Source organism: Paraburkholderia ultramafica, from assembly GCF_902859915.1.
Taxonomy (GTDB): Bacteria; Pseudomonadota; Gammaproteobacteria; order Burkholderiales; family Burkholderiaceae; genus Paraburkholderia; species Paraburkholderia ultramafica.
The window spans coordinates 24,554-44,011 of sequence record NZ_CADIKK010000005.1 but is presented as its reverse complement, the minus strand read 5'-3'; the positions used below and the strand labels follow the sequence as shown (position 1 = coordinate 44,011).

Here is a 19,458-nt window from a genome sequence, read left to right as displayed (position 1 = left end):
TCGGGCTCTCGCTAAAGCACCGGACTTTTTCTAAAATCGGTTCCCTTTGCGGAACCCCCTTCAGGACCCCGTCCGGCAGACCCCATGGAAGCTTACCAATACGACTGCGCCAATCCCGAGTTCGAGGAACTGGCGCGCGTCATCAGCGATCTGTTTCCCGAGCAGACGCAGTTCATCCAGCGCGCGGCGGAAGACGGCACCCCCACGCTGGCGATTCACTGGGTGGCGATGCGTTTCGGCGCAACCGCGCGCCGCATCGTGATGACGGTGATGATCGCGCCGGCGGCGCTGGCGCGTTATCGCGCGTTGCCGGCGCGGCTGCGCGGCCGCAGTTTCGCGGTGTTGCGCGCGTATGTCGAAGCGAGCCTAGGCTCGCTCGAAGAGCAGTATGCGAACGGCGAAGCGGTGCCGCGCGACGTCACCGTGGATCTCGGCGACGAGTTCGCCTGATACGGATCAGTCCGCGCGCCGATAGACCTTCGCGAAGCGCGCGGCCTGGACCACGCCATAGTCGCCGGGCGCGTACTGCATGATCCAGTCGCCGGCGGCGCCGCGCAGCACATCGCCGCCGTCCGCGGAACGGGCCAGCGAGAACGCTTCGTTCATCTGTCTGGCGAGCACGACGGCGGGGCGATTGCGGTACGCGCCGGCTTCGCCATGCGCGAGGGCGGCGTCGGCGGGAACGTATTTGGCGTCGAAGCGCTCGCGCGACACGACCCAGCGGTTTCCCGTCGATCCGGTGATCAGCGCATCGCCGCGCACATAACGGTTCGGGCCTTCGAGGCTCATCAATTCGCCTTCGGCGGCGGCAAATTCGACGTTCACCGTTTCGTCTTTGACGACGCGTTGGGCGTGGGGGTCTTGGCGCAGATCGAGATTCGTGAGTTCGGTCATGAAGCGGGCAGGGGTGGAAATGTTGACGGCGGCGCGTCGACTTTGCGTCGAGGCTGAGCATCGGGACGTCACGTCCTGATGCCGCGCACCCGCATCATGCCAGATGCATCTGGCGACCGGACTCTTTTGCAATAGACAGCATGGATCGCCCGCTTTCAGCGAGCGGGCATGCAGACGACGAAGTTGCCGCGTGACCGATACGTCAAGCGACGCGTCAGGCAAGGCGCGACGCGCGCCGGCGCATGCTGCCGTCCATTGCGAACGAGCCGGACGCGCAGCGCAAAAAACCGCGCTGCGCATCAGCGGACTTCTTACCCCTTCACAGTCTCGTCGCTCGCGCGCGTGCCCGCCTTGCCCTTGCCATGGTGGTGACGATGGCCGCCGTCGACGGCGCCCGGCTGATGGAACGTCGCATCGGCCAGCTTCTTCTGCTCCGGCGACAGGCTGCTATACAGCGGATCGAACGTATCGACCAGCTTCTTCATGCCGTCCGCATGCGCTTGCGCGATCGTCGCGTACTGCTTCATGTCGTCGAGCGCGGTCACGTTGGTGGCAGCCTTGCGTTGCTGGAACAACTGGCCCATCGTTTCGCCGTTGCTGCGCATCACGTCGGCAAACGCATTCCATTGCGTTTCCTGCGCCGGGGTGATCTTCAATTGCGCGTGCAGATAGGCAATGCGGTCTTCGACGTTGCGCTCGTGGCCAGCCTTGCCCGCGGGCGCCGAAGCGGCGCTCGTCGGTGCCGAAGCCGGCGCGGAAGTTTGTGCGAACGCGCCGCTCATGGAAACGGCGGTAGCCAGCATTACAAGTGCTTTTTTCATCGAAACTCCTGATGTCTATTCGAATTGGGACAAGGCGTGTGGCGAGCGGCCCGGCATGCGTCAGCCATCGTGACGCACGGTGGCCGGCTACCCCATTTCGCCGTCGCCGCTATTAGTATCACGATATCCCTGCAATGCGGCTCTTATGCGACAAACGCTTACAACCGAAACGAAAGGGAAATAGCCGGTGGACAAATTCGTCAGAGGCGCTGCTCGCGCGCGAGATTGCCAGCGGCGAACTGGTGTCGGTGCTGGAGGACTATCTGCCCGATGGCGCGCCGGTGCATCTGATCTATCCGCGCGATCGCCGCGCCACGCCCAAGCTGACCAGCTTCATCGATTTCGTGATCGAGCGGTTCGGGGCATGAGCGGCGCAGTCATCGCCAAGTGGTCGCCACCGCCATAACCACTGTCACCGCCACCGCCACCGCACGCTGAAGACGCGCGATAATCCGCTCCACCGTTGACCAACTTCCTCCGCCCTCGATGAGACCTCCGCGCCTCGACCAGCTCGACGACCTCGACCGCAACCTCGTTGCGCTGCTGCAAGCCAACGCCCGCGAAAGCGTCGCCAATCTCGCCCGCCAGCTCGACGTGGCGCGCACCACGGTGATCTCGAGAATCGCGCGGCTGGAGCGCAGCAACGTGATCGCCGGCTATAGCGTGCGGCTCGGCCAGGACGTGCTCGACTCGAGCATCGTCGCCTATGTCGGCATGATCATCGCGCCGAAGCACGGGCCGGCCGTGCAGAAGCGTCTCGGCAAGATGCCGGAGGTGCAGTTGCTGTGCGCAGTGAGCGGCGAGTTCGACTATGTCGCGTGGCTGCGCGCCGACTCGCCCGATCGGCTGAACGATCTGCTCGACCAGATCGGCGGCATGGAAGGCGTGGAACGGACCACGACCTCGATCATCCTCGCGCGCAAGATCGACCGCGGGATGGTGTGAACATGCGCGCGGCGCTTGCGGGCGCTGATGGATGCTCATGGCGTTTACGCGTTTTTAACACCATTTCGACATATCGACTGCCACGTTCGTCAAAACGTCGAACTTGATGGTCATAACGCAGCATTTTGCGCGTATGAACTGTTTTTGCTTCTCCCTAAACTGTTGCTCAAGGGTTCAGCCCGCCGGGCGCCGCGCACCACGCGCAGCGCACTTCCCAAGCTGGAGACAGCAGACAGATGGGATCGGAGTAGGCACTAAAGCGCTAACTCCGATCGACAAAGGAGAATCGCATGAAAGTAGCCATTGTTGGTGCCGGTCTGATCGGTCACACCATCGCGCATATGTTGCGCGAAACCGGCGACTACGACGTCGTCGCACTCGACCGCGATCAGCATGCGCTCGACAAGCTCGCCGCCCAGGGCATTCCGACACGCCGCGTCGATTCCGCCGATGCCGCAGCGCTGCGCGCCGCGGTGCAGGGCTTCGACGCAATGGTCAACGCACTGCCGTATTACCTTGCGGTGAACGTGGCGGCGGCGGCCAAGGGCGCGGGCGTGCATTACTTCGATCTGACCGAGGACGTGCGCGCCACCCACGCGATCCGCGCGATCGCCGAAGACGCCGAGCATGCGTTCATGCCGCAGTGCGGTCTCGCGCCGGGCTTCATCGGGATTGCCGCGCATGAGCTGGCGAACCGCTTTACCGAAATCCGCGACGTCAAGATGCGCGTCGGCGCGCTGCCGGAGTTTCCGACCAACGCGCTGAAGTACAACCTGACCTGGAGCGTCGACGGTCTGATCAACGAGTACTGCCAGCCTTGCGAAGCGATCCGCGACAGCCGCACGCAGTGGGTGCAGCCGCTCGAAGGCCTCGAACATTTTTCGCTCGACGGCACCGAGTACGAAGCCTTCAATACGTCCGGCGGCCTCGGCACGCTGTGCGAGACGCTGGCGGGCCGGGTCGAATCGCTCGACTACAAGTCGGTGCGCTATCCGGGCCACCGTAATCTGATGCAGTTCCTGCTCGAAGACCTGCGTCTTTCCAGCGATCGTGACACGCTGAAGACCATCATGCGCCGTTCGGTGCCGTCGACCGCGCAAGACGTCGTGCTGGTGTTCATCACGGTCAGCGGCATGCGCGACGGTCAGCTGGTGCAGGAGGTGTTTACCCGCAAGATCTTCGCGAAGACAGTGTGCGGAATGGCGATGAGCGCGATCCAGATCACCACGGCCGGCGCGATGTGCGCGGTGCTCGATCTGTTCCGCGAACAGAAGCTGCCGCAAAAAGGCTTCGTGCGTCAGGAGCAGGTGTCGCTGCGCGACTTCCTCGCGAACCGCTTCGGCCAGTTGTATGAAGGGCAGTCGCTGGATGCGATGGCGATCGCATAACGCGCAGTCATGGTTGTAGAGCCGGCAATCGAGGGCCGTGCAACGAAAGTCGCAGCGTGCGCTGCGACTAGTAACGAAGGCCCCGCAGAGGGCCACGGAAATGCCCCGTCTAGCGGGGCATTTCTGTTTCTGGCCGCGGCGGCTACACCGGCACCGGCGGCATCATCGTGGACGCCGCGCGCGGCTCGCCGACGATGCGCGCCAGCAAGGCCTCATAGTCCGCCGACGTGGGCGCGGTAGTGTCGAACATCAACAGATCGTCGCAAATCTCGCCGCTGGGCATGAAGCGGCGCTGCCGGTACTCGTCCCAGTGCGCGAGCTTGTACGCGTCGTTCGGATTCGCGCGCTCGACGATCCGCTGCCGCGCCAGCTCTTCCGACGTATAGACCCACACGACCCGCAGCGCCACCTGCGCACCGACACCCAGCCATGCGCGATCGAACAGGCGCCGCTCGCGCACTTCGCGTGAAAGCGGCCCGACCACCAGCGCGCCGATGCCGAGTTCGAGATTGTCGCGGGCGGTGTCGAGCAGGCCACGATACTCGGGGTCGCGCAGATGCTGCAGGAAAAGCGGGCTGTCGCGGTCGTTCGGGTCGCCGGTCAGCATGGCCATCGCGGCCGCGCTATAGCCGCCGTACAGCGTGTCTTTATCGAGCAGGCAAAAAGGGGAGCCGCTCGCTTTCATCAGCGGGCCGATCAGCTTCCTGGCGACCGTGGTCTTGCCGGTGCCTGCGTGACCGCAAAAGAAAACCAGATGCGTCACGAAGGCTTGCTCTCGGGAGGGGCGGACGGCGTGTCGGCGGGCTGCGGGTCACGCGCGAACTTGCCGTTGGTCTCCAGCCACATCACGTTGATGACGCCGAAGCCCAATGCCACGCCGACGCCGAGAATCCAGGTGAAATACCACATAGCAGTCTCCTTGATCGTAGGTCCGGCGCCGCGGACGGCGAAGCCAGCAGGCCGGCCAAATAGCGCGGCATGCGATCGAACCGGGGGTAAATCCGCAATGCGAAGCGTGTACGGAACGTGCTCTTTGCAGCGATCATGAAGAAGAACGCGATGCCATGCAAGGGGGCGCGTTTGGCCATTCGGCCAGGCTGGCGGAGCGTTCGCGCGTTGCGATCATGGCTGGCAACGGCTGGGCGGGAGCAATCAGGATCGCCAGGTATCGCGCCAGCCCTCATCAGACGCTGGAAAAAGCTTGACCACAATCAACTAACCGAACCGCGCGCGGGTCAGGTTCAATGAAGATCATCACATCGAGCTGCACAGGGTGGCCCGCAAGCAACGGGAGGCAGACGCGGGCTCAAGGTCATTGCCCACAAGGTTTAACAATTGGATACGTGGCGTTTTCGCGTACGCACTTAACATGGCGGCTAATATTTATTCGTCAACGCGGACCTGACACGTGGCTTACGCACAGGGCGAGGCCGGCCGGTCCGTTTCCGTTTTAAAGGGTAATCCGAACATGCTGATCAATTGCGCCGCCTACCAGGACGGTCGGAAGCTGGCTGACATCGACATCGATAGCATCAGCGACTACGTGGCGCGGCCCGAGTGCTTCGTCTGGGTCGCGCTGAAAGAGCCGGGGCCCGACGAGCTGGCCGTGATGAAACATGAGTTCGGCCTGCACGAGCTCGCGATCGAGGACGCCCAAAACGGCCACCAGCGTCCCAAGATCGAGGAATACGGCGAGTCGCTGTTCGCCGTGATGCATACGGTCGAAATGGACGACGACGGCGAATTGCTGATTGGCGAAGTCGATGTGTTCGTCGGGCACAACTATGTGCTGTCGGTGCGCCGCGGCACCCGCGTCGGTTTTCAGAGCGTGCGCGCGCGTTGCGAGCGCGAGCCGCGCTTGCTCAAGGAAGGCGCGGCATTCGTGCTGTACGCGTTGCTCGACGACGTCGTCGATCGCTATTTCCCGATCATCGAGGCGATGAGCACCGAGATCGAAGAACTCGAAGACCGCATTTTCGACCGCAACAATTCGGCGGCGTCGCGCGCGATCATTCAGGACCTTTACTCGTTGAAGCGGCGTCTCGTGACCCTGCAGCACCATATCGTTCCGCTGCAGGAAGCGGTCAGCAAATTGACCGGCGGCCGCATTCCGAGTGCCTGTCAGGGGATGCAGGCTTACTTTCGCGATGTCTACGACCATCTCGAGCGGATCGTCAGAACCATCGAAGGGCGGCGTGAAATTGTCGTCACCGCGGTGCAGGTCAATCTCGGCATGATTTCGCTTGCCGAGAACGAGGTGACCAAGCGGCTCGGTTCGTTTGCGGCGCTGTTTGCGGTGCCGACCATGATCGCCGGCATCTACGGGATGAATTTTCAAAACATCCCCGAGCTGCATTTCAGGTTCGGTTATCCGATGTGTCTGGCGATCATGCTGACGGTCGACCTCGTGTTGTATCGGCGCTTTCGCCGGGCGGGCTGGCTCTAAGCCGGTCTGCGCGGCGTCACGAACTGGCGCGCGGCGGCCGCGTTCGCGTGGGGTCCGCATCGGCCTGGCCGCCCGTTTACTCCCGCTCGCACGTCGAGCCCATCTCGCGCGCCCCGTGTTGTCCCCGCTTGCATCGCGCGCAATAAAAGGCCAGCATAGGCGGCCCATCGGTTGCCCAGCTTGCAGCCGATGGCAAAACCACCATGCACGGACCGAGCGAGGGACCCTTGCCACACGCTGCCTGCCGACACGCTTACCCCGCGTGCCGGCCTGAATCGATCGGGTGCCCGGCAGCGCCGCAGATTCTGCGCGCCGGTGCACCACACCACCGCGGATCGTTGACATTTCTTAAGGATTGCGCTGAGAATAGCCGTCGCAAACGTTTGCGCGCCACTAAAAATACGGCTCGATCCCGAGCCTGAATAACTTTGGAGATACGCATGAGCCATCGTATTCGCCGTCGCATCGTCGCCGCCGCAATCCTCGCCACCGCTAGCGCCGCGTTGCCGTTTTCCGCCGCGTATGCGCAAAACGCCCCGGCCCATAAGCCGAAAATCGCGCTGGTGATGAAGTCGCTGGCCAACGAGTTCTTCCTGACCATGGAAACCGGCGCGAAGGACTACCAGAAACACAATTCCGGCCAGTTCGACCTGATCACCAACGGCATCAAGGACGAGACCGACACCGCGAACCAGATCCGCATCGTCGAGCAGATGATCGTCTCCAAGGTCGACGCGATCGTGCTGGCCCCAGCCGATTCGAAGGCGCTCGTGCCGGTCGTGAAGAAGGCGATGGACGCGGGCATCATCGTCGTGAACATCGACAACCGACTCGACCCGGACGTGCTCAAGTCGAAAGACCTGAATGTGCCGTTCGTCGGCCCGGATAACCGCAAGGGTGCGCTGATGGTCGGCGATTTCCTTGCCGGGCGGCTGAAGGCGGGTGACGAGGTCGGCATTCTCGAAGGTGTGTCGACCACCACCAATGCGCAGCAGCGCACCGCGGGCTTCAAGGACGCGATGCAGAGCGTCGGCGCGAAGGTCGTCTCGGTGCAGTCGGGCGAATGGGAAATCGACAAGGGCAACGCGGTGGCATCGGCCATGCTCAATGAATATCCGAATCTGAAGGCGCTGCTCGCCGGCAACGACAACATGGCGATCGGCGCCGTTTCGGCGGTGCGCGCGGCGGGCAAGCAGGGCAAGGTGCTGGTGGTCGGCTACGACAACATCAACGCGATCAGGCCGATGTTGAAGGACGGCCGCGTGCTCGCCACCGCGGATCAATACGCGGCCAAGCAGGCGGTGTTCGGTATCGACACCGCGCTGAAGGCGCTCAGCGAGCACAAGAAGCAGTCGGAGTTGTCGGGCGTGGTGGAAACGCCGGTCAGTCTGGTGACCAAATAAAGGCGTGCGCCCGGCGCTGGAGTCAGCCCCGGGCGGGCGGGTTCGCGCCGGCGCCGCTGCATGCCGCCTTGCAGCAACAACGCGCGAATCCGGGTTTATTCAATAAACGCTCACCATGCGTTCAATAAACGCTCAAGAAACCTGCCGCGCCGCCGTTAAATCCAGAGGTAAGCGTCATGACGGTGGCTGCGCGGTGGGAGGAGGCGCGGCCGTTAGCACCTGCGCATTCCGCGCATTGGGCCGGCATGACACGTGGCGGCTGTTAGCGGCTTTATTCGAGTGAATCGCATGAGGCCGCGCGGCCGCCATGGAACCGGGATCGCGATGGATTCAACCGACCACGACGCCTTGCCTGCCGTACTGTCCGTCAGCGGTATCGGCAAGACCTATGCCGAGCCGGTGCTCGCCGATGTCTCGCTGTCGCTGCGAGCCGGCGAGGTCTTGGCGCTGACCGGCGAGAACGGAGCCGGCAAGAGTACGCTGTCCAAAATTATCGGTGGGCTCGTCGAGCCGAGCGCCGGCACCATGCGCCTCGGCGGCGAGCCTTATGCGCCGGCGAGCCGCACCGAAGCCGAGGCGCTCGGCATACGGATGGTGATGCAGGAGCTGAATCTGCTGCCGACCTTGTCGGTGGCCGAGAACCTGTTCCTGAACCGCCTGCCGCGCGTGGGCGCGTTCAGCTTCGGCTGGATCGACCGCCGCAAGCTGCGCGATGACGCGCGGCAGGCGATGGCGCAAGTCGGCCTCGACGCGATCGATCCCGACACGCTGGTCGGCGAACTCGGCATCGGTCATCAGCAGATGGTGGAGATCGCGCGCAACCTGATCGACGACTGCCGTGTGCTGATCCTCGACGAGCCGACCGCGATGCTCACCGCGCGCGAAGTCGATCTGCTGTTCGAACAGATCGGCCGGTTGAAGTCGCGCGGCGTCGCGCTGGTCTATATCTCGCACCGGCTCGAGGAGCTGGCGCGGGTGGCCGAGCGGATCGCGGTGCTGCGCGACGGCCGGCTGGTGCATGTCGACACGATGGCCGACCTGACGAGCGAGCAGATCGTCACGTGGATGGTGGGCCGCGAACTCGGCGAGCGGATCGACCTGGGCGTGCGCAACATCGGCGCGCCGCTGCTGAAGGTGGACCGGCTCGCGCGCGGCAAGGTGGTGCGCGACGTGTCGTTCGACGTGCGCGCAGGTGAGATCTTCGGCATCAGCGGCCTGATCGGCGCGGGCCGCACCGAACTGATGCGGCTGATCTACGGCGCCGATTCGAGAGACAGCGGCACGGTGGCGCTGGCCGCGACGCCGGGCGCGCCGCCCACGCCGGTGCGGATCGATTCGCCGGCGGACGCGGTGCGCGCCGGCATCGCGCTGATTACCGAGGACCGCAAAGGCGAAGGCCTGCTGCTGCCGCAGCCGATCGCGGCCAACGTGTCGCTCGGCAATATCGGCAGCGTCGCGCGGCACGGCATCGTCGATGCGAAACGCGAGAACGCGCTGGCGAAGCAGCAGATCGACGCGATGCGGATTCGCAGCTCGGGCCCGGCGCAGATTGTCGGCGAGCTGTCGGGCGGCAACCAGCAGAAGGTCGTGATCGGCCGCTGGCTGGCGCGCGACTGCCGCGTGCTGTTATTCGACGAACCTACGCGCGGCATCGACGTCGGCGCGAAGTTCGATATTTATGGCCTGATGGGTGCGCTGGCTCGCGAAGGGCGCGCGCTCGTCGTGGTGTCGAGCGATCTGCGTGAGCTGATGCTGATCTGCGACCGGATCGGCGTGATGTCCGCGGGCAGCATGACGGGTGTGTTCGAGCGCGCCAGCTGGACGCAGGACGCGTTGCTGGCCGCCGCGTTCGCCGGCTACCGCAGCCGCGAAGCGTTGCTGCACGCCCGCGACACCAACGAAGCAGGGAGTCTGTCATGACCGATCAATCGTTGCGCGAAGGGTCGAGCGGCAAGCCGGGCGCGGCCGGCGCCAACGGACATGCACACGCCAATGTGACGCCGCCGGCCGACCCGTCGGCGCCGCTCGCGAGCGGCAAACCGGCTGGCACGCGGCTCGGCTTTTCGAACTACCTGGGTGTGGCCGGCGCGTTGCTGGCGATGATCGTGCTGTTCTCGCTGCTGAGTTCGCACTTCCTGACCTACGACACGTTCAGCACGATCGCCAACCAGATTCCGGATCTGGTGGTGATGTCGGTCGGGATGACCTTCGTGCTGATCATCGCCGGGATCGATCTGTCGGTGGGCTCGGTGCTGGCGCTGGGGGCGTCGGTGGTGAGCGTGGCCGCGTTGAAGTGGGGCTGGGGGCCGTTGCCGTCGGCGCTGCTCGGCGTCGCCGCGGCGGCGCTGACCGGCACCATCACCGGCGCGGTCACGGTGGGCTGGCGGATTCCGTCGTTCATCGTGTCGCTCGGCGTGCTTGAAGCCGCGCGCGGCATGGCGTATCAGATGACCAATTCGCGCACCGCCTATATCGGCGACGCATTCGACTTCCTGTCGAACCCGATCGCGCTCGGCATTTCGCCGGCGTTCCTGATCGCGGTCGCGGTGATGGTGATTGCGCAACTGGTGCTCACGCGCACGGTGTTCGGCCGCTACCTGGTCGGCATCGGCACGAACGAGGAAGCGGTGCGGCTCGCGGGCGTCAATCCACGGCCGTACAAGGTCGTCGTATTCGCGCTGATGGGCGCGCTCGCCGGGCTCGCCGCGCTGTTCCAGATTTCGCGTCTGGAAGCGGCCGATCCGAACGCGGGCGTCGGCGTGGAACTGCAGGTGATCGCGGCGGTGGTGATCGGTGGCACGAGTCTGATGGGCGGGCGCGGCTCGGTGATCAGCACGTTTTTCGGCGTGCTGATCATTTCGGTGCTGGCGGCCGGGCTCGCGCAGATCGGCGCGAACGAGCCGACCAAGCGCATGATCACCGGCGCGGTGATCGTGGTGGCGGTGGTGCTGGACACGTACCGGAGCCGGCGCAAGCGCGCCTGAGCCGCGAGTCGTCGAACCGCGCGCAACCAACAGCAGTGGCAGCCTGATTAGCGGTACAGCATAGGTATTCATGGGTTGGGTCTGTCTTCGAGGAAGACGTCCGGTGGGTCGCCAGGTGGCGCGGCCGGCGGGAAAAACAGGCAGGAGAGCAACAGGTTATGGCGACGATCAAGGATGTGGCGGCCGTGGCAGGCGTGTCGTTCACGACGGTATCGCACGTGGTGAACAACTCGCGGCCGGTGTCGGCCGATGTGCGCGCGAAGGTCGAACACGCGATCCGTCAACTGCACTACGTGCCGTCGGCGGTGGCGCGCTCGCTGAAGGCGCGCGCGACGGCGACGATCGGGCTGGTGGTGCCGAACAGCACGAATCCGTATTTCGCGGAGCTGGCGCGCGGCATCGAGGACGGCTGCGCGCGCAACGGCTACTGCGTGTTCTTCTGCAATTCCGACGACGACCCGGCCAAGCAGCGTAACTATCTGCGCGTGCTGCAGGAAAAGCGCATCGACGGGCTGATCGTCGCGTCGGCCGGCGACGACGCGGTGCTCGCGCAAACGCTCGCCGACTCGCACGAACCGCTGGTGATCGTGGACCGCAACATCGAAGGGCTGAACGCGGACCTGGTGCAGATCGACCACGAAAAGGGCGCGTATCTCGCCACCCGTCATCTGCTCGAACTGGGGCATGTGCGGATCGGCTGCATTACCGGGCCGGTGCAGACGGCAGTCAGCGCGATGCGGGTACATGGCTTCATCCGCGCAATGACCGAACGCGGCATCGAGATTCCGCCGGATGCGATTGTCGAGAGCGATTTCTCGGGCACCGGCGGCCACCGTGCGGCCGGGCAATTGTTCGACACGGTCAAGCCGTCGGCGATTTTCGCCGGCAACGACATGATGGGCATCGGTGCGCTGCGCGCCGCGGCGGAACGCAATATCAGCGTGCCGCGCGACTGTTCGATCATCGGTTTCGACGACATCGAACTGGGGCGCTTCACTTATCCGGCGCTGTCGACGGTCGGGCAGTCGGTGCGCGCGCTCGGCGATATGGCCGCGCAGACGCTGATCGAACGCATTGCCGGGACATCGTCGGGCAATGTGCGTGCGCCGGGCCGCCGGCGCGTGGTGTCGCCGCGGCTGATCGTGCGCGAGTCCACCGCGACGTGGGCCGGCGCGGCACAACACGATCTGGCCGCGTGATGTGGTCGTATGGTGTGGCCGCATGAGGTGGCCGCGTGCTTTGCAACACGCACGGACCCGCTGCGCGCAATCGAGGAGGCCGGAGTGGCAAGTAACGCAACGCGCTCACGCGTGACGGTGGTCGGCAGTCTGAACATGGACCTCGTGGCGCGCGCGCCGCGTCTGCCGCATCCCGGCGAAACGCTGGCCGGCCGCACGTTTGCGCAGGTCGCGGGCGGCAAGGGCGGCAACCAGGCGGTCGCGGCCGCGCGGCTCGGCGCACAGGTGTCGATGCTGGGCTGCGTCGGCGCAGATGCCAACGGCGCGCAACTGCGAGCCGGGCTTGAAGCGGAAGGCATCGACTGCGCGGCGCTCGAAACCGGCAACGAAGCGACCGGGGTCGCGCTGATCGTCGTCGACGATGCGAGTCAGAACGCGATCGTGATCGTCGCGGGCAGCAATGGCGAAGTCACGCCCGAGACGATGGCCCGTCACGAGGCGGTGCTGGCCGCCGCCGACGTCGTGATCTGCCAGCTCGAAACCCCGCCTGCCACGGTGCGCGCGGCGCTGGCCGCGGCGCGGCGGCTCGGCAAGACGGTGATCCTGAATCCCGCGCCGGCCACCGGGCCGTTGCCCGCCGACTGGCTGCCGCTGATCGATTACCTGATTCCGAACGAGCTGGAAGCCGCGGCGCTGAGCGGCTTGCCGGTCGAGACACCCGAGGACGCGGCCAAAGCCGCCGCCGCGCTGCGCGCGGCCGGCGCGCGCAATGTGCTGGTGACGCTCGGTGCGCGCGGCGTGCATGCGACGCTCGACGGCGCGGCCGCCACGCTGCACGACGCGCCGCGGGTAAAGGCCGTCGATACGACGGCGGCGGGCGATACCTTCATCGGCGGATTCGCGGCGCAGCTCGCGCAGGGCGCGAGCGTCGATGTGGCGATCCGTTTTGCGCAGCGCGCCGCGGCGCTGTCGGTGACGCGTGCTGGCGCGCAGCCTTCGATTCCGACTCGCGCTGAACTGGACGCTTCGATCTGATTTCAGGAAGCGGCGTCACGCGCGACATGGGAATGCGCGCGCGGCGGCGCTTCATCTCCGCGCCGCTTGCGTTTTACTCCAGCCTCGCCTCGGCTTTTCCCTCATTAGTCGCCGCATCCCCTGCCGCGCGCGCATTCGCCCCCCCCGAGTCAAAAAACCCCGCGCGACGGCACTAATACGGGGTCTGAGCGCCCGTTCCCACACTCCGACGCCAATCCGGACGAGTCCAACAAGTCCATCCAGGCAGCCCGCAACTTCAGCGCCCGTCAGTATTTTGTAATTTCTTCCAGGTGCTTACAACGCCTTTCTTCATACCATATAAATTCTTCAAGTATGCGGTTTGCGCGCCGTAAACGAGAGTATTAGAGCGCTTGCTCAAAAAGTGCCAGAACGCAGACGCCACACCTTACTTCGCGCTGCGTATGCAGCCTCTCATTTGCCACGCACAGGAACAGGCATGTTGAACAAAGGCATTACGATCAAGGCGCGGATTGGCCTCACGATGGCTTTTCTCGCCGCGCTGCTGGTCGCCATTGGCGTGTTCGGTTTGTTCGGCATGAGCCGTGCGAACAGTTCGTATAAGGACACCTTCACGAACGCGATGCCAAGCGCGGTCAATATCGGCAACGCGGAGCTGTACGCGGCGCGCGAGCGCCTCGCGCTCGACCGGGCCGCGTTCATGGCCGGCACGCCGGAAGCGGCGCCGACGCTGGAGCGCGCGCGTCTGATGCGCACCACGTCCGACATGTGGTGGAAAAAATATCTCGGCATGCCGCGCGACGCCGATGAAGACCGCGTCGCGCAGGACGTCGTCGCCAAACGGGACACGCTGCATCAGCAGATGGACGTCTTTGCGGCAATCGTCGCGGCGAACGACCAGTCCAAACTGATCGACGGCGCCAAGCGCCTGCAAGTGACCTATAACGAACTCGCCAACGCCGACGACGCGCTGCGCAAAGTCCAGTTCGAACAGGCGAAGCAGGGTTACGACGCCGCGCAGGGCAGTTTCGACGTGTTCCGCATGGTCAGCCTGGCTGCGTTGCTCGTCGGCGTGCTGGCTGCGGCGCTGTCCTACCTGACGCTGAGCCGCGCGATCGCCCGGCCGCTCGACGACGCCCTCGGCCATTTCGACGCGATCGCCGCGGGCGATCTGCGCCGTCCGGTCGTCGTGACTTCGCGCGACGAAATGGGGCAACTGCTCGACGGAATCGCCAAAATGCAGCGCAGCCTCACCGAAACGGTGCGTAGCGTACGCAGCGGCAGCGAATCGATTGCGACCGCGACGCGTCAGATCGCAGCCGGCAATATCGATCTGTCGTCGCGGACCGAACAGCAGGCCTCGGCGCTGCAGGAGACCGCGTCGAGCATGGAAGAGCTGACCGGCACGGTCAGGCAGAATGCCGACAACGCCCGCCAGGCGAGCGCGCTCGCGGCCAACGCATCGGAGATCGCCAACAAGGGCAGCGCGGTGGTCGGCCAGGTGGTCGGCACGATGGGCGACATCAACCAGAGCTCGGCGAGGATCGCGGACATCATTTCGATCATCGAAGGGATCGCGTTCCAGACCAATATCCTGGCGCTGAATGCGGCCGTCGAAGCGGCGCGGGCCGGTGAAGAAGGGCGCGGTTTCGCGGTGGTGGCGGGCGAGGTGCGCAGCCTCGCGCAGCGCTCGTCGGCGGCGGCCAAGGAAATCAAGGAACTGATCGACACCTCGGTCGAGCGGGTCCAGTCGGGCTCGGCGCTGGTCGACGAAGCCGGGCGCACGATGACCGAAATCATCGCCGCGGTGCAGCGCGTGACCGACATCATGGGCGAGATCGCGGCGGCGTCGGAAGAGCAGAGCGGCGGTATCGATCAGGTGGCGCGCGCCGTTACGCAGATGGACGAAGTCACCCAGCAGAACGCGGCGCTGGTCGAAGAAGCTGCCGCCGCCGCGTCTTCGCTCGAAGACCAGGCTGGCAAGCTGCGTACCGCGGTGGCGGTGTTTCAGCTCGAAGAAGGCGGCTACAACGCGCCGGTGAACACGGCGCCGAAGCACGCGGCCAGGCCGGTGCACTCGCTGGCCGCGCGCAAGGTTTCGTCCGCAGGCTCGCGGCAAGCGTCAGCGGCGAAGCCGCTGACGGCCCCGGTCGCAACGCAAGCCGCTACGCCCGCCCGCACGCCCGCCAAAGCCATGACGACGGCGAGCGCCGGCGGCGCTCAGGATTGGGAGACGTTCTAACCGGCTTCAGGCGGTTCCGGACGAGCACCTCACAACGCAACATTCATTCCCGCCGACGCGTCAGCGCATCGCAGGCCGCCGCGGATGAGCGCCTTCTCTCGAAAGACCGCGATTGCGTTGGCATCCGCGGTCTTTTTTCATGGTGTGCGCACTATGTAACGTTTGCAGTGACAGTCCGCTCCCTGGCGGACGTCGTGATCCGGTACATTGACGGGCGCGGCCATCGCTTGTCGCGGCGGCATCGCTGACGCTGATCGTCGATTCGAGACGCGTGGGCGCCTGCCTTCAGTCGCTGCAATGCCAGGCTTCCCCCAACCCGCACGCCATAGTGAACCGCCCCATGCGCCAGCCAGAAAGGACCGACATGACGCCACACGACCTCGCGCTCCGCCTCGTCGAAGCACGCCGGCAGCATCGCCCGATCGATGTGCCCGCACCCGACAGCCTGCCGCCCGACGCGGCAACCGCGTATGCGATCCAGCAGGCGGTGATCGCAGGCCTCGGCGACTCGACCGGCGCGTGGAAGATCGGCGCGAGGGCGCCGGGCGCCGCCGCCGCGGGTGCGCCGATTCCGGCCTCGCTGGTGCTGCCATCGCCAGCGCGCGTCGCGCATGGCGGATTTTTCCGGGTGCTGCTGGAGCTCGAGATCGCCTTCCGTTTCGCCGAGGCGATCGAGCCGCGCGGCCGTGCGTATGCGCGCGACGAGGTGCTCTCGAAGGTCGGCGTGGTGCTGCCCGCGATCGAGATCGTCGATAGCCGCTTCAGCGAATGGCCGAATGTCGCGCCACTCGCGCAACTGGCCGACGCGCAGAACAACGGCGCGTTGATCACCGGGCATCCGGTCGCCTACGCGGGGCTCGCGCGCGGCTTCGATTTCGTTTCACCCGAACTGGAGCTGAGCTTCGACGGCGGCTCGCTGGTGCCGGAGGCCACCGGCAACCCGGCGGGCGACCCGCGCGAACTGCTGGTATGGTTCGTCAACCATTGCGCCGCCATGGGCATCACCATCGAGCCGGACTGGACGCTCACCACCGGTTCGTACGTCGGCGCACACAAGGTGGACAAGCCGGGCATCGCGCGCGGCCATATCGACGGCCTCGGGGAAGTGGAGATTGAACTGACCTGAACGGATCACGGCGCGGCCGGTGTCGGCGTGCCTGGTATAGCGCGCTTGTGCTTGTTACAGTGCATTACGAAGCTTCATTCAAACGGCTGCCCAGGGCGGCCGTTTTGCCTTTGCCGCATCTGCGAAAGCGGCGTTGCCGTATACACCTATGAAAACCATCCGCTGCGTCGCCGTGATTCAGTCATCCACGCGGCGACCCTGCCGACGCCGCGGTTAATCCAGATAGTGAAGCGCTCGTGGTTCGCGCAATGATTCATTGTGTGGGTTCGCTGAATGAAGCGGAACCAAAACCCGCCGCGCGTTGACGAACCGCCTGACGATACGTGAGTGAAGATGTAACAGATGCATGCGCATGTAGACCGATGGCATGCGCCGCGCGTTGATGAAAAAGTGACCGGGCATGAAAAGCGCATGACGTCCGTGCGTTCAATAAAAAAGTGTGCGTGCGCAGACAGCATGTCCGATACCGCAGCGAGATCGTTCGATAACGACGAGTGGCGCAGTGCAATGGAGTCGTGCAGGAGCACTGAGCAGCAGTGCGGTACCGAGATGCCGTCTCGTGACGACGGCGGGATGAAGGCAACGATGGGCAGCAACGTGAGGCCGCAATTGCTGCGATGTGAGTGCAAAATTGTAGGTGGTCGAAACTATGTTTCCAAGTGATGAATGTCGGGAGGCGGGTACGGCGCGATTTTCGCAACGTAGTTCGTGAAAAAAAATTTAAAAGGGTTTAGGATGAATTCGAGCGATGTCGTTTCCGAATAGCGCGCCGCGCACGACATCGGTCTAGACTTCGGCGAGGAGGTAGCATGGATATCTACAGCAGTTTCGCGACCCGCTTCGAGAAAACGCGAGAAGATGAGCTCTCGCTCGAGGAGTATCTCGCGCTCTGCAAAGACAATCCCGCCGCGTACGCCACCGCTGGCGAACGCATGTTGACGGCAATCGGAGAACCGGAACAGATCGACACTCGCAACGATCCGCGCATGTCGCGCATCTTCGCGAACAAGGTCATCAAGGTATACCCCGCATTCCGTGAGTTCTACGGAATGGAAGAGGTGATCGAGCAGGTGGTCGCCTACTTCCGGCACTCGGCCCAGGGGCTCGAAGAAAAGAAGCAGATCCTGTATCTGTTGGGCCCGGTCGGCGGCGGTAAATCGTCGATCGCGGAACGTCTCAAGCAGCTCATGGAACGCGTGCCGTTTTACGCGATCAAGGGCTCGCCGGTGAACGAGTCGCCGCTCGGTCTGTTCGACTACGAGGAAGACGGCCCGATTCTCGAAGAACAATATGGCATTCCACGCCGCTACCTGAAAAACATCCTCAGCCCGTGGGCGGTCAAACGCCTGCACGAATTCAATGGCGACATCCGCAAGTTCCGCGTGGTGCGCCGCTACCCGTCGATCCTTCGCCAGATCGGCATCGCCAAGACCGAGCCGGGCGACGAGAACAATCAGGACATCTCGTCGCTGGTCGGTAAGGTCGACATCCGCAAGCTCGAGCAGTACGCGCAAGACGACGCCGACGCATACAGCTATTCCGGTGGCCTGTGTCTGGCCAATCAGGGGCTGCTCGAGTTCGTCGAAATGTTCAAGGCGCCGATCAAGGTCCTGCACCCGCTGCTCACCGCGACCCAGGAAGGCAACTTCAAAGGCACGGAAGGCTTCGGCGCGATTCCGTTCGACGGCGTGATCCTCGCGCACTCGAACGAGTCGGAATGGAAGGCGTTCCGCAACAACCGCAACAACGAAGCACTGCTCGACCGGATCTTCGTCGTGAAGGTGCCGTACTGCCTGCGCTACGGTGAAGAGATCAAGATCTACGAGAAGCTGCTGCGCAATTCGTCGCTGGCGAATGCGGTGTGCGCGCCGGGCACGTTGAAGATGATGGCGCAGATGTCGGTGCTCACGCGTCTGCAGGAGCCGGAGAACTCCAGCCTGTTCTCGAAGATGCAGGTCTACGACGGCGAGAATCTGAAGGACACCGATCCGAAGGCCAAGTCGTATCAGGAGTATCGCGACTTCGCGGGCGTCGATGAAGGGATGACCGGCGTGTCGACCCGCTTCTCGTTCAAGATCCTGTCGCGCGTGTTCAACTTCGATTCGACCGAAGTCGCGGCCAATCCGGTGCACCTGATGTACGTGCTCGAACAGCAGATCGAACGCGAGCAGTTCCCGCCGGAGACCGAGCAGAAGTATCTGTCGTTCGTCAAGGACGTGCTCGCGTCGCGCTATGCAGAGTTCATCGGCAAGGAGATTCAGACCGCGTATCTGGAGTCGTATTCCGAGTACGGTCAGAACATTTTCGATCGCTACGTGACGTACGCGGACTTCTGGATTCAGGATCAGGAGTTCCGCGACCACGACACCGGCGAGAGTTTCGACCGCGCGGCGCTGAACGCCGAACTGGAGAAGATCGAGAAACCCGCGGGCATCAGCAACCCGAAGGACTTCCGCAACGAGATCGTGAACTTCGTGCTGCGTGCGCGTGCTGCCAATGCGGGGAAGAATCCTGCGTGGATCAGCTACGAGAAGCTGCGCGTCGTAATCGAAAAGAAGATGTTCTCGAACACGGAAGAATTGCTGCCGGTGATTTCGTTCAACGCGAAGGGCTCGGCGGAAGAGCAGCGCAAGCACGAAGACTTCGTCAATCGCATGGTGACGAAGGGCTATACGCCGAAGCAGGTGCGCTTGCTGTGTGACTGGTATCTGCGGGTGCGCAAGTCGTCATGATGCGCATGGCGTGCCGCCCGCGCGGTTGGACCGTGCGGGCACCCTGCGAGGCGCAAGCATTGCATTAAGCGGTGTGCGTCTCGCGCACCCGAAATTAGCGCAACTGCATGGGATCGGAGTAAGTGCTAAAGCGTAAGCTCAGACCGACATACGAGTGCATGGGGTCTGAGTAAGCACTAAAGCGCTAACTCAGACCGACAGCGTTGCATGGGATCGGAGTAAGCGCTAAAGCGCTAACTCCGACCGACAGCGTTGCATGGGATCGGAGTAAGCGCTAAAGCGCTA

Annotated in this window: 16 protein-coding genes and 1 pseudogene; 13 read left to right on the top strand and 4 right to left on the bottom strand. The window is 64.2% G+C overall.

What is annotated here, in order from left to right; translation table 11 throughout:
- The first annotated feature begins 84 nt into the window (after positions 1-84).
- Positions 85-450, top strand: a complete 366-nt coding sequence (locus tag HV744_RS06770) for a DUF3022 domain-containing protein (RefSeq protein WP_175148769.1) — start codon at positions 85-87, stop codon at positions 448-450.
- A 6-nt stretch (positions 451-456) separates the two neighbouring features.
- Here the strand turns inward: HV744_RS06770 and HV744_RS06765 are convergent, their stop codons facing one another.
- Together HV744_RS06765 and HV744_RS06760 are read right to left on the bottom strand one after the other, a co-directional pair.
- The gene (locus HV744_RS06765) at positions 457-894 is read right to left on the bottom strand and encodes a PGDYG domain-containing protein (protein ID WP_175148768.1); all 438 of its coding nucleotides are present in this window, start codon (positions 892-894) and stop codon (positions 457-459) included.
- Positions 895-1,205: 311 nt separating this feature from the next.
- Entirely contained in the window at positions 1,206-1,715 is a 510-nt protein-coding gene (locus tag HV744_RS06760; RefSeq protein WP_175148767.1) for a Spy/CpxP family protein refolding chaperone, read from the bottom strand.
- A gap of 203 nt (positions 1,716-1,918) precedes the next feature.
- On the opposite strand from HV744_RS06760, the pseudogene HV744_RS06755 reads away from it, so the two are divergent.
- The 3 genes and pseudogenes from HV744_RS06755 to HV744_RS06745 all read left to right on the top strand — a co-directional run.
- Positions 1,919-2,083: pseudogene (locus HV744_RS06755) on the top strand (LysR substrate-binding domain-containing protein); the annotation flags it as partial.
- Between the two features lie 118 nt (positions 2,084-2,201).
- On the top strand, positions 2,202-2,660 hold the full coding sequence (locus HV744_RS06750) for an Lrp/AsnC family transcriptional regulator (RefSeq protein ID WP_175148766.1): 459 nt from the start codon (positions 2,202-2,204) through the stop codon (positions 2,658-2,660).
- 290 nt (positions 2,661-2,950) lie between these two features.
- Positions 2,951-4,048: a saccharopine dehydrogenase family protein gene (locus HV744_RS06745; protein WP_175148765.1), complete on the top strand. Its 1,098-nt coding sequence runs from the start codon at positions 2,951-2,953 to the stop codon at positions 4,046-4,048.
- A gap of 142 nt (positions 4,049-4,190) precedes the next feature.
- Here HV744_RS06745 and HV744_RS06740 read toward each other — a convergent pair whose 3' ends face one another.
- Entirely contained in the window at positions 4,191-4,811 is a 621-nt protein-coding gene (locus HV744_RS06740) for a P-loop nucleotide/nucleoside kinase family protein (RefSeq protein ID WP_175148764.1), read from the bottom strand.
- Positions 4,808-4,957 (bottom strand): cytochrome bd-I oxidase subunit CydX, encoded by a 150-nt coding sequence (gene cydX / locus HV744_RS06735; RefSeq protein WP_175148763.1) that lies wholly within the window; start codon positions 4,955-4,957, stop codon positions 4,808-4,810. Before cydX ends, HV744_RS06740 begins: the two co-directional genes overlap by 4 nt.
- Before the next feature lie 559 nt (positions 4,958-5,516).
- On the opposite strand from cydX, the gene corA reads away from it, so the two are divergent.
- The 9 genes from corA (at position 5,517) to HV744_RS06690 (ending at position 19,173) form a co-directional block, all read left to right on the top strand.
- Positions 5,517-6,494, top strand: coding sequence for a magnesium/cobalt transporter CorA (corA, locus tag HV744_RS06730; protein ID WP_175148959.1), 978 nt, complete (start codon positions 5,517-5,519; stop codon positions 6,492-6,494).
- Between the two features lie 440 nt (positions 6,495-6,934).
- Positions 6,935-7,897 carry a sugar ABC transporter substrate-binding protein gene (locus HV744_RS06725; protein ID WP_175148762.1) on the top strand — a complete coding sequence of 321 codons (963 nt, stop codon included), beginning with the start codon at positions 6,935-6,937 and terminating at the stop codon, positions 7,895-7,897.
- Positions 7,898-8,221: 324 nt separating this feature from the next.
- A complete protein-coding gene (locus HV744_RS06720) occupies positions 8,222-9,817 on the top strand; it encodes a sugar ABC transporter ATP-binding protein (protein ID WP_175148761.1) in 1,596 nt (531 codons plus the stop codon).
- Entirely contained in the window at positions 9,814-10,881 is a 1,068-nt protein-coding gene (locus tag HV744_RS06715; protein ID WP_175148760.1) for an ABC transporter permease, read from the top strand. The genes HV744_RS06720 and HV744_RS06715 overlap by 4 nt, the downstream gene beginning before the upstream one ends.
- Positions 10,882-11,039: 158 nt before the next feature.
- Positions 11,040-12,080, top strand: a complete 1,041-nt coding sequence (locus HV744_RS06710) for a LacI family DNA-binding transcriptional regulator (protein WP_175148759.1) — start codon at positions 11,040-11,042, stop codon at positions 12,078-12,080.
- 84 nt (positions 12,081-12,164) lie between these two features.
- On the top strand, positions 12,165-13,094 hold the full coding sequence (rbsK, locus tag HV744_RS06705; protein WP_175148758.1) for a ribokinase: 930 nt from the start codon (positions 12,165-12,167) through the stop codon (positions 13,092-13,094).
- Between the two features lie 457 nt (positions 13,095-13,551).
- On the top strand, positions 13,552-15,315 hold the full coding sequence (locus HV744_RS06700; protein WP_175148757.1) for a methyl-accepting chemotaxis protein: 1,764 nt from the start codon (positions 13,552-13,554) through the stop codon (positions 15,313-15,315).
- Between the two features lie 364 nt (positions 15,316-15,679).
- Positions 15,680-16,441, top strand: a complete 762-nt coding sequence (locus tag HV744_RS06695; protein ID WP_175148756.1) for a hydratase — start codon at positions 15,680-15,682, stop codon at positions 16,439-16,441.
- Between the two features lie 809 nt (positions 16,442-17,250).
- Positions 17,251-19,173 (top strand): PrkA family serine protein kinase, encoded by a 1,923-nt coding sequence (locus HV744_RS06690; RefSeq protein ID WP_175148755.1) that lies wholly within the window; start codon positions 17,251-17,253, stop codon positions 19,171-19,173.
- The last annotated feature ends 285 nt before the right edge of the window (positions 19,174-19,458 follow it).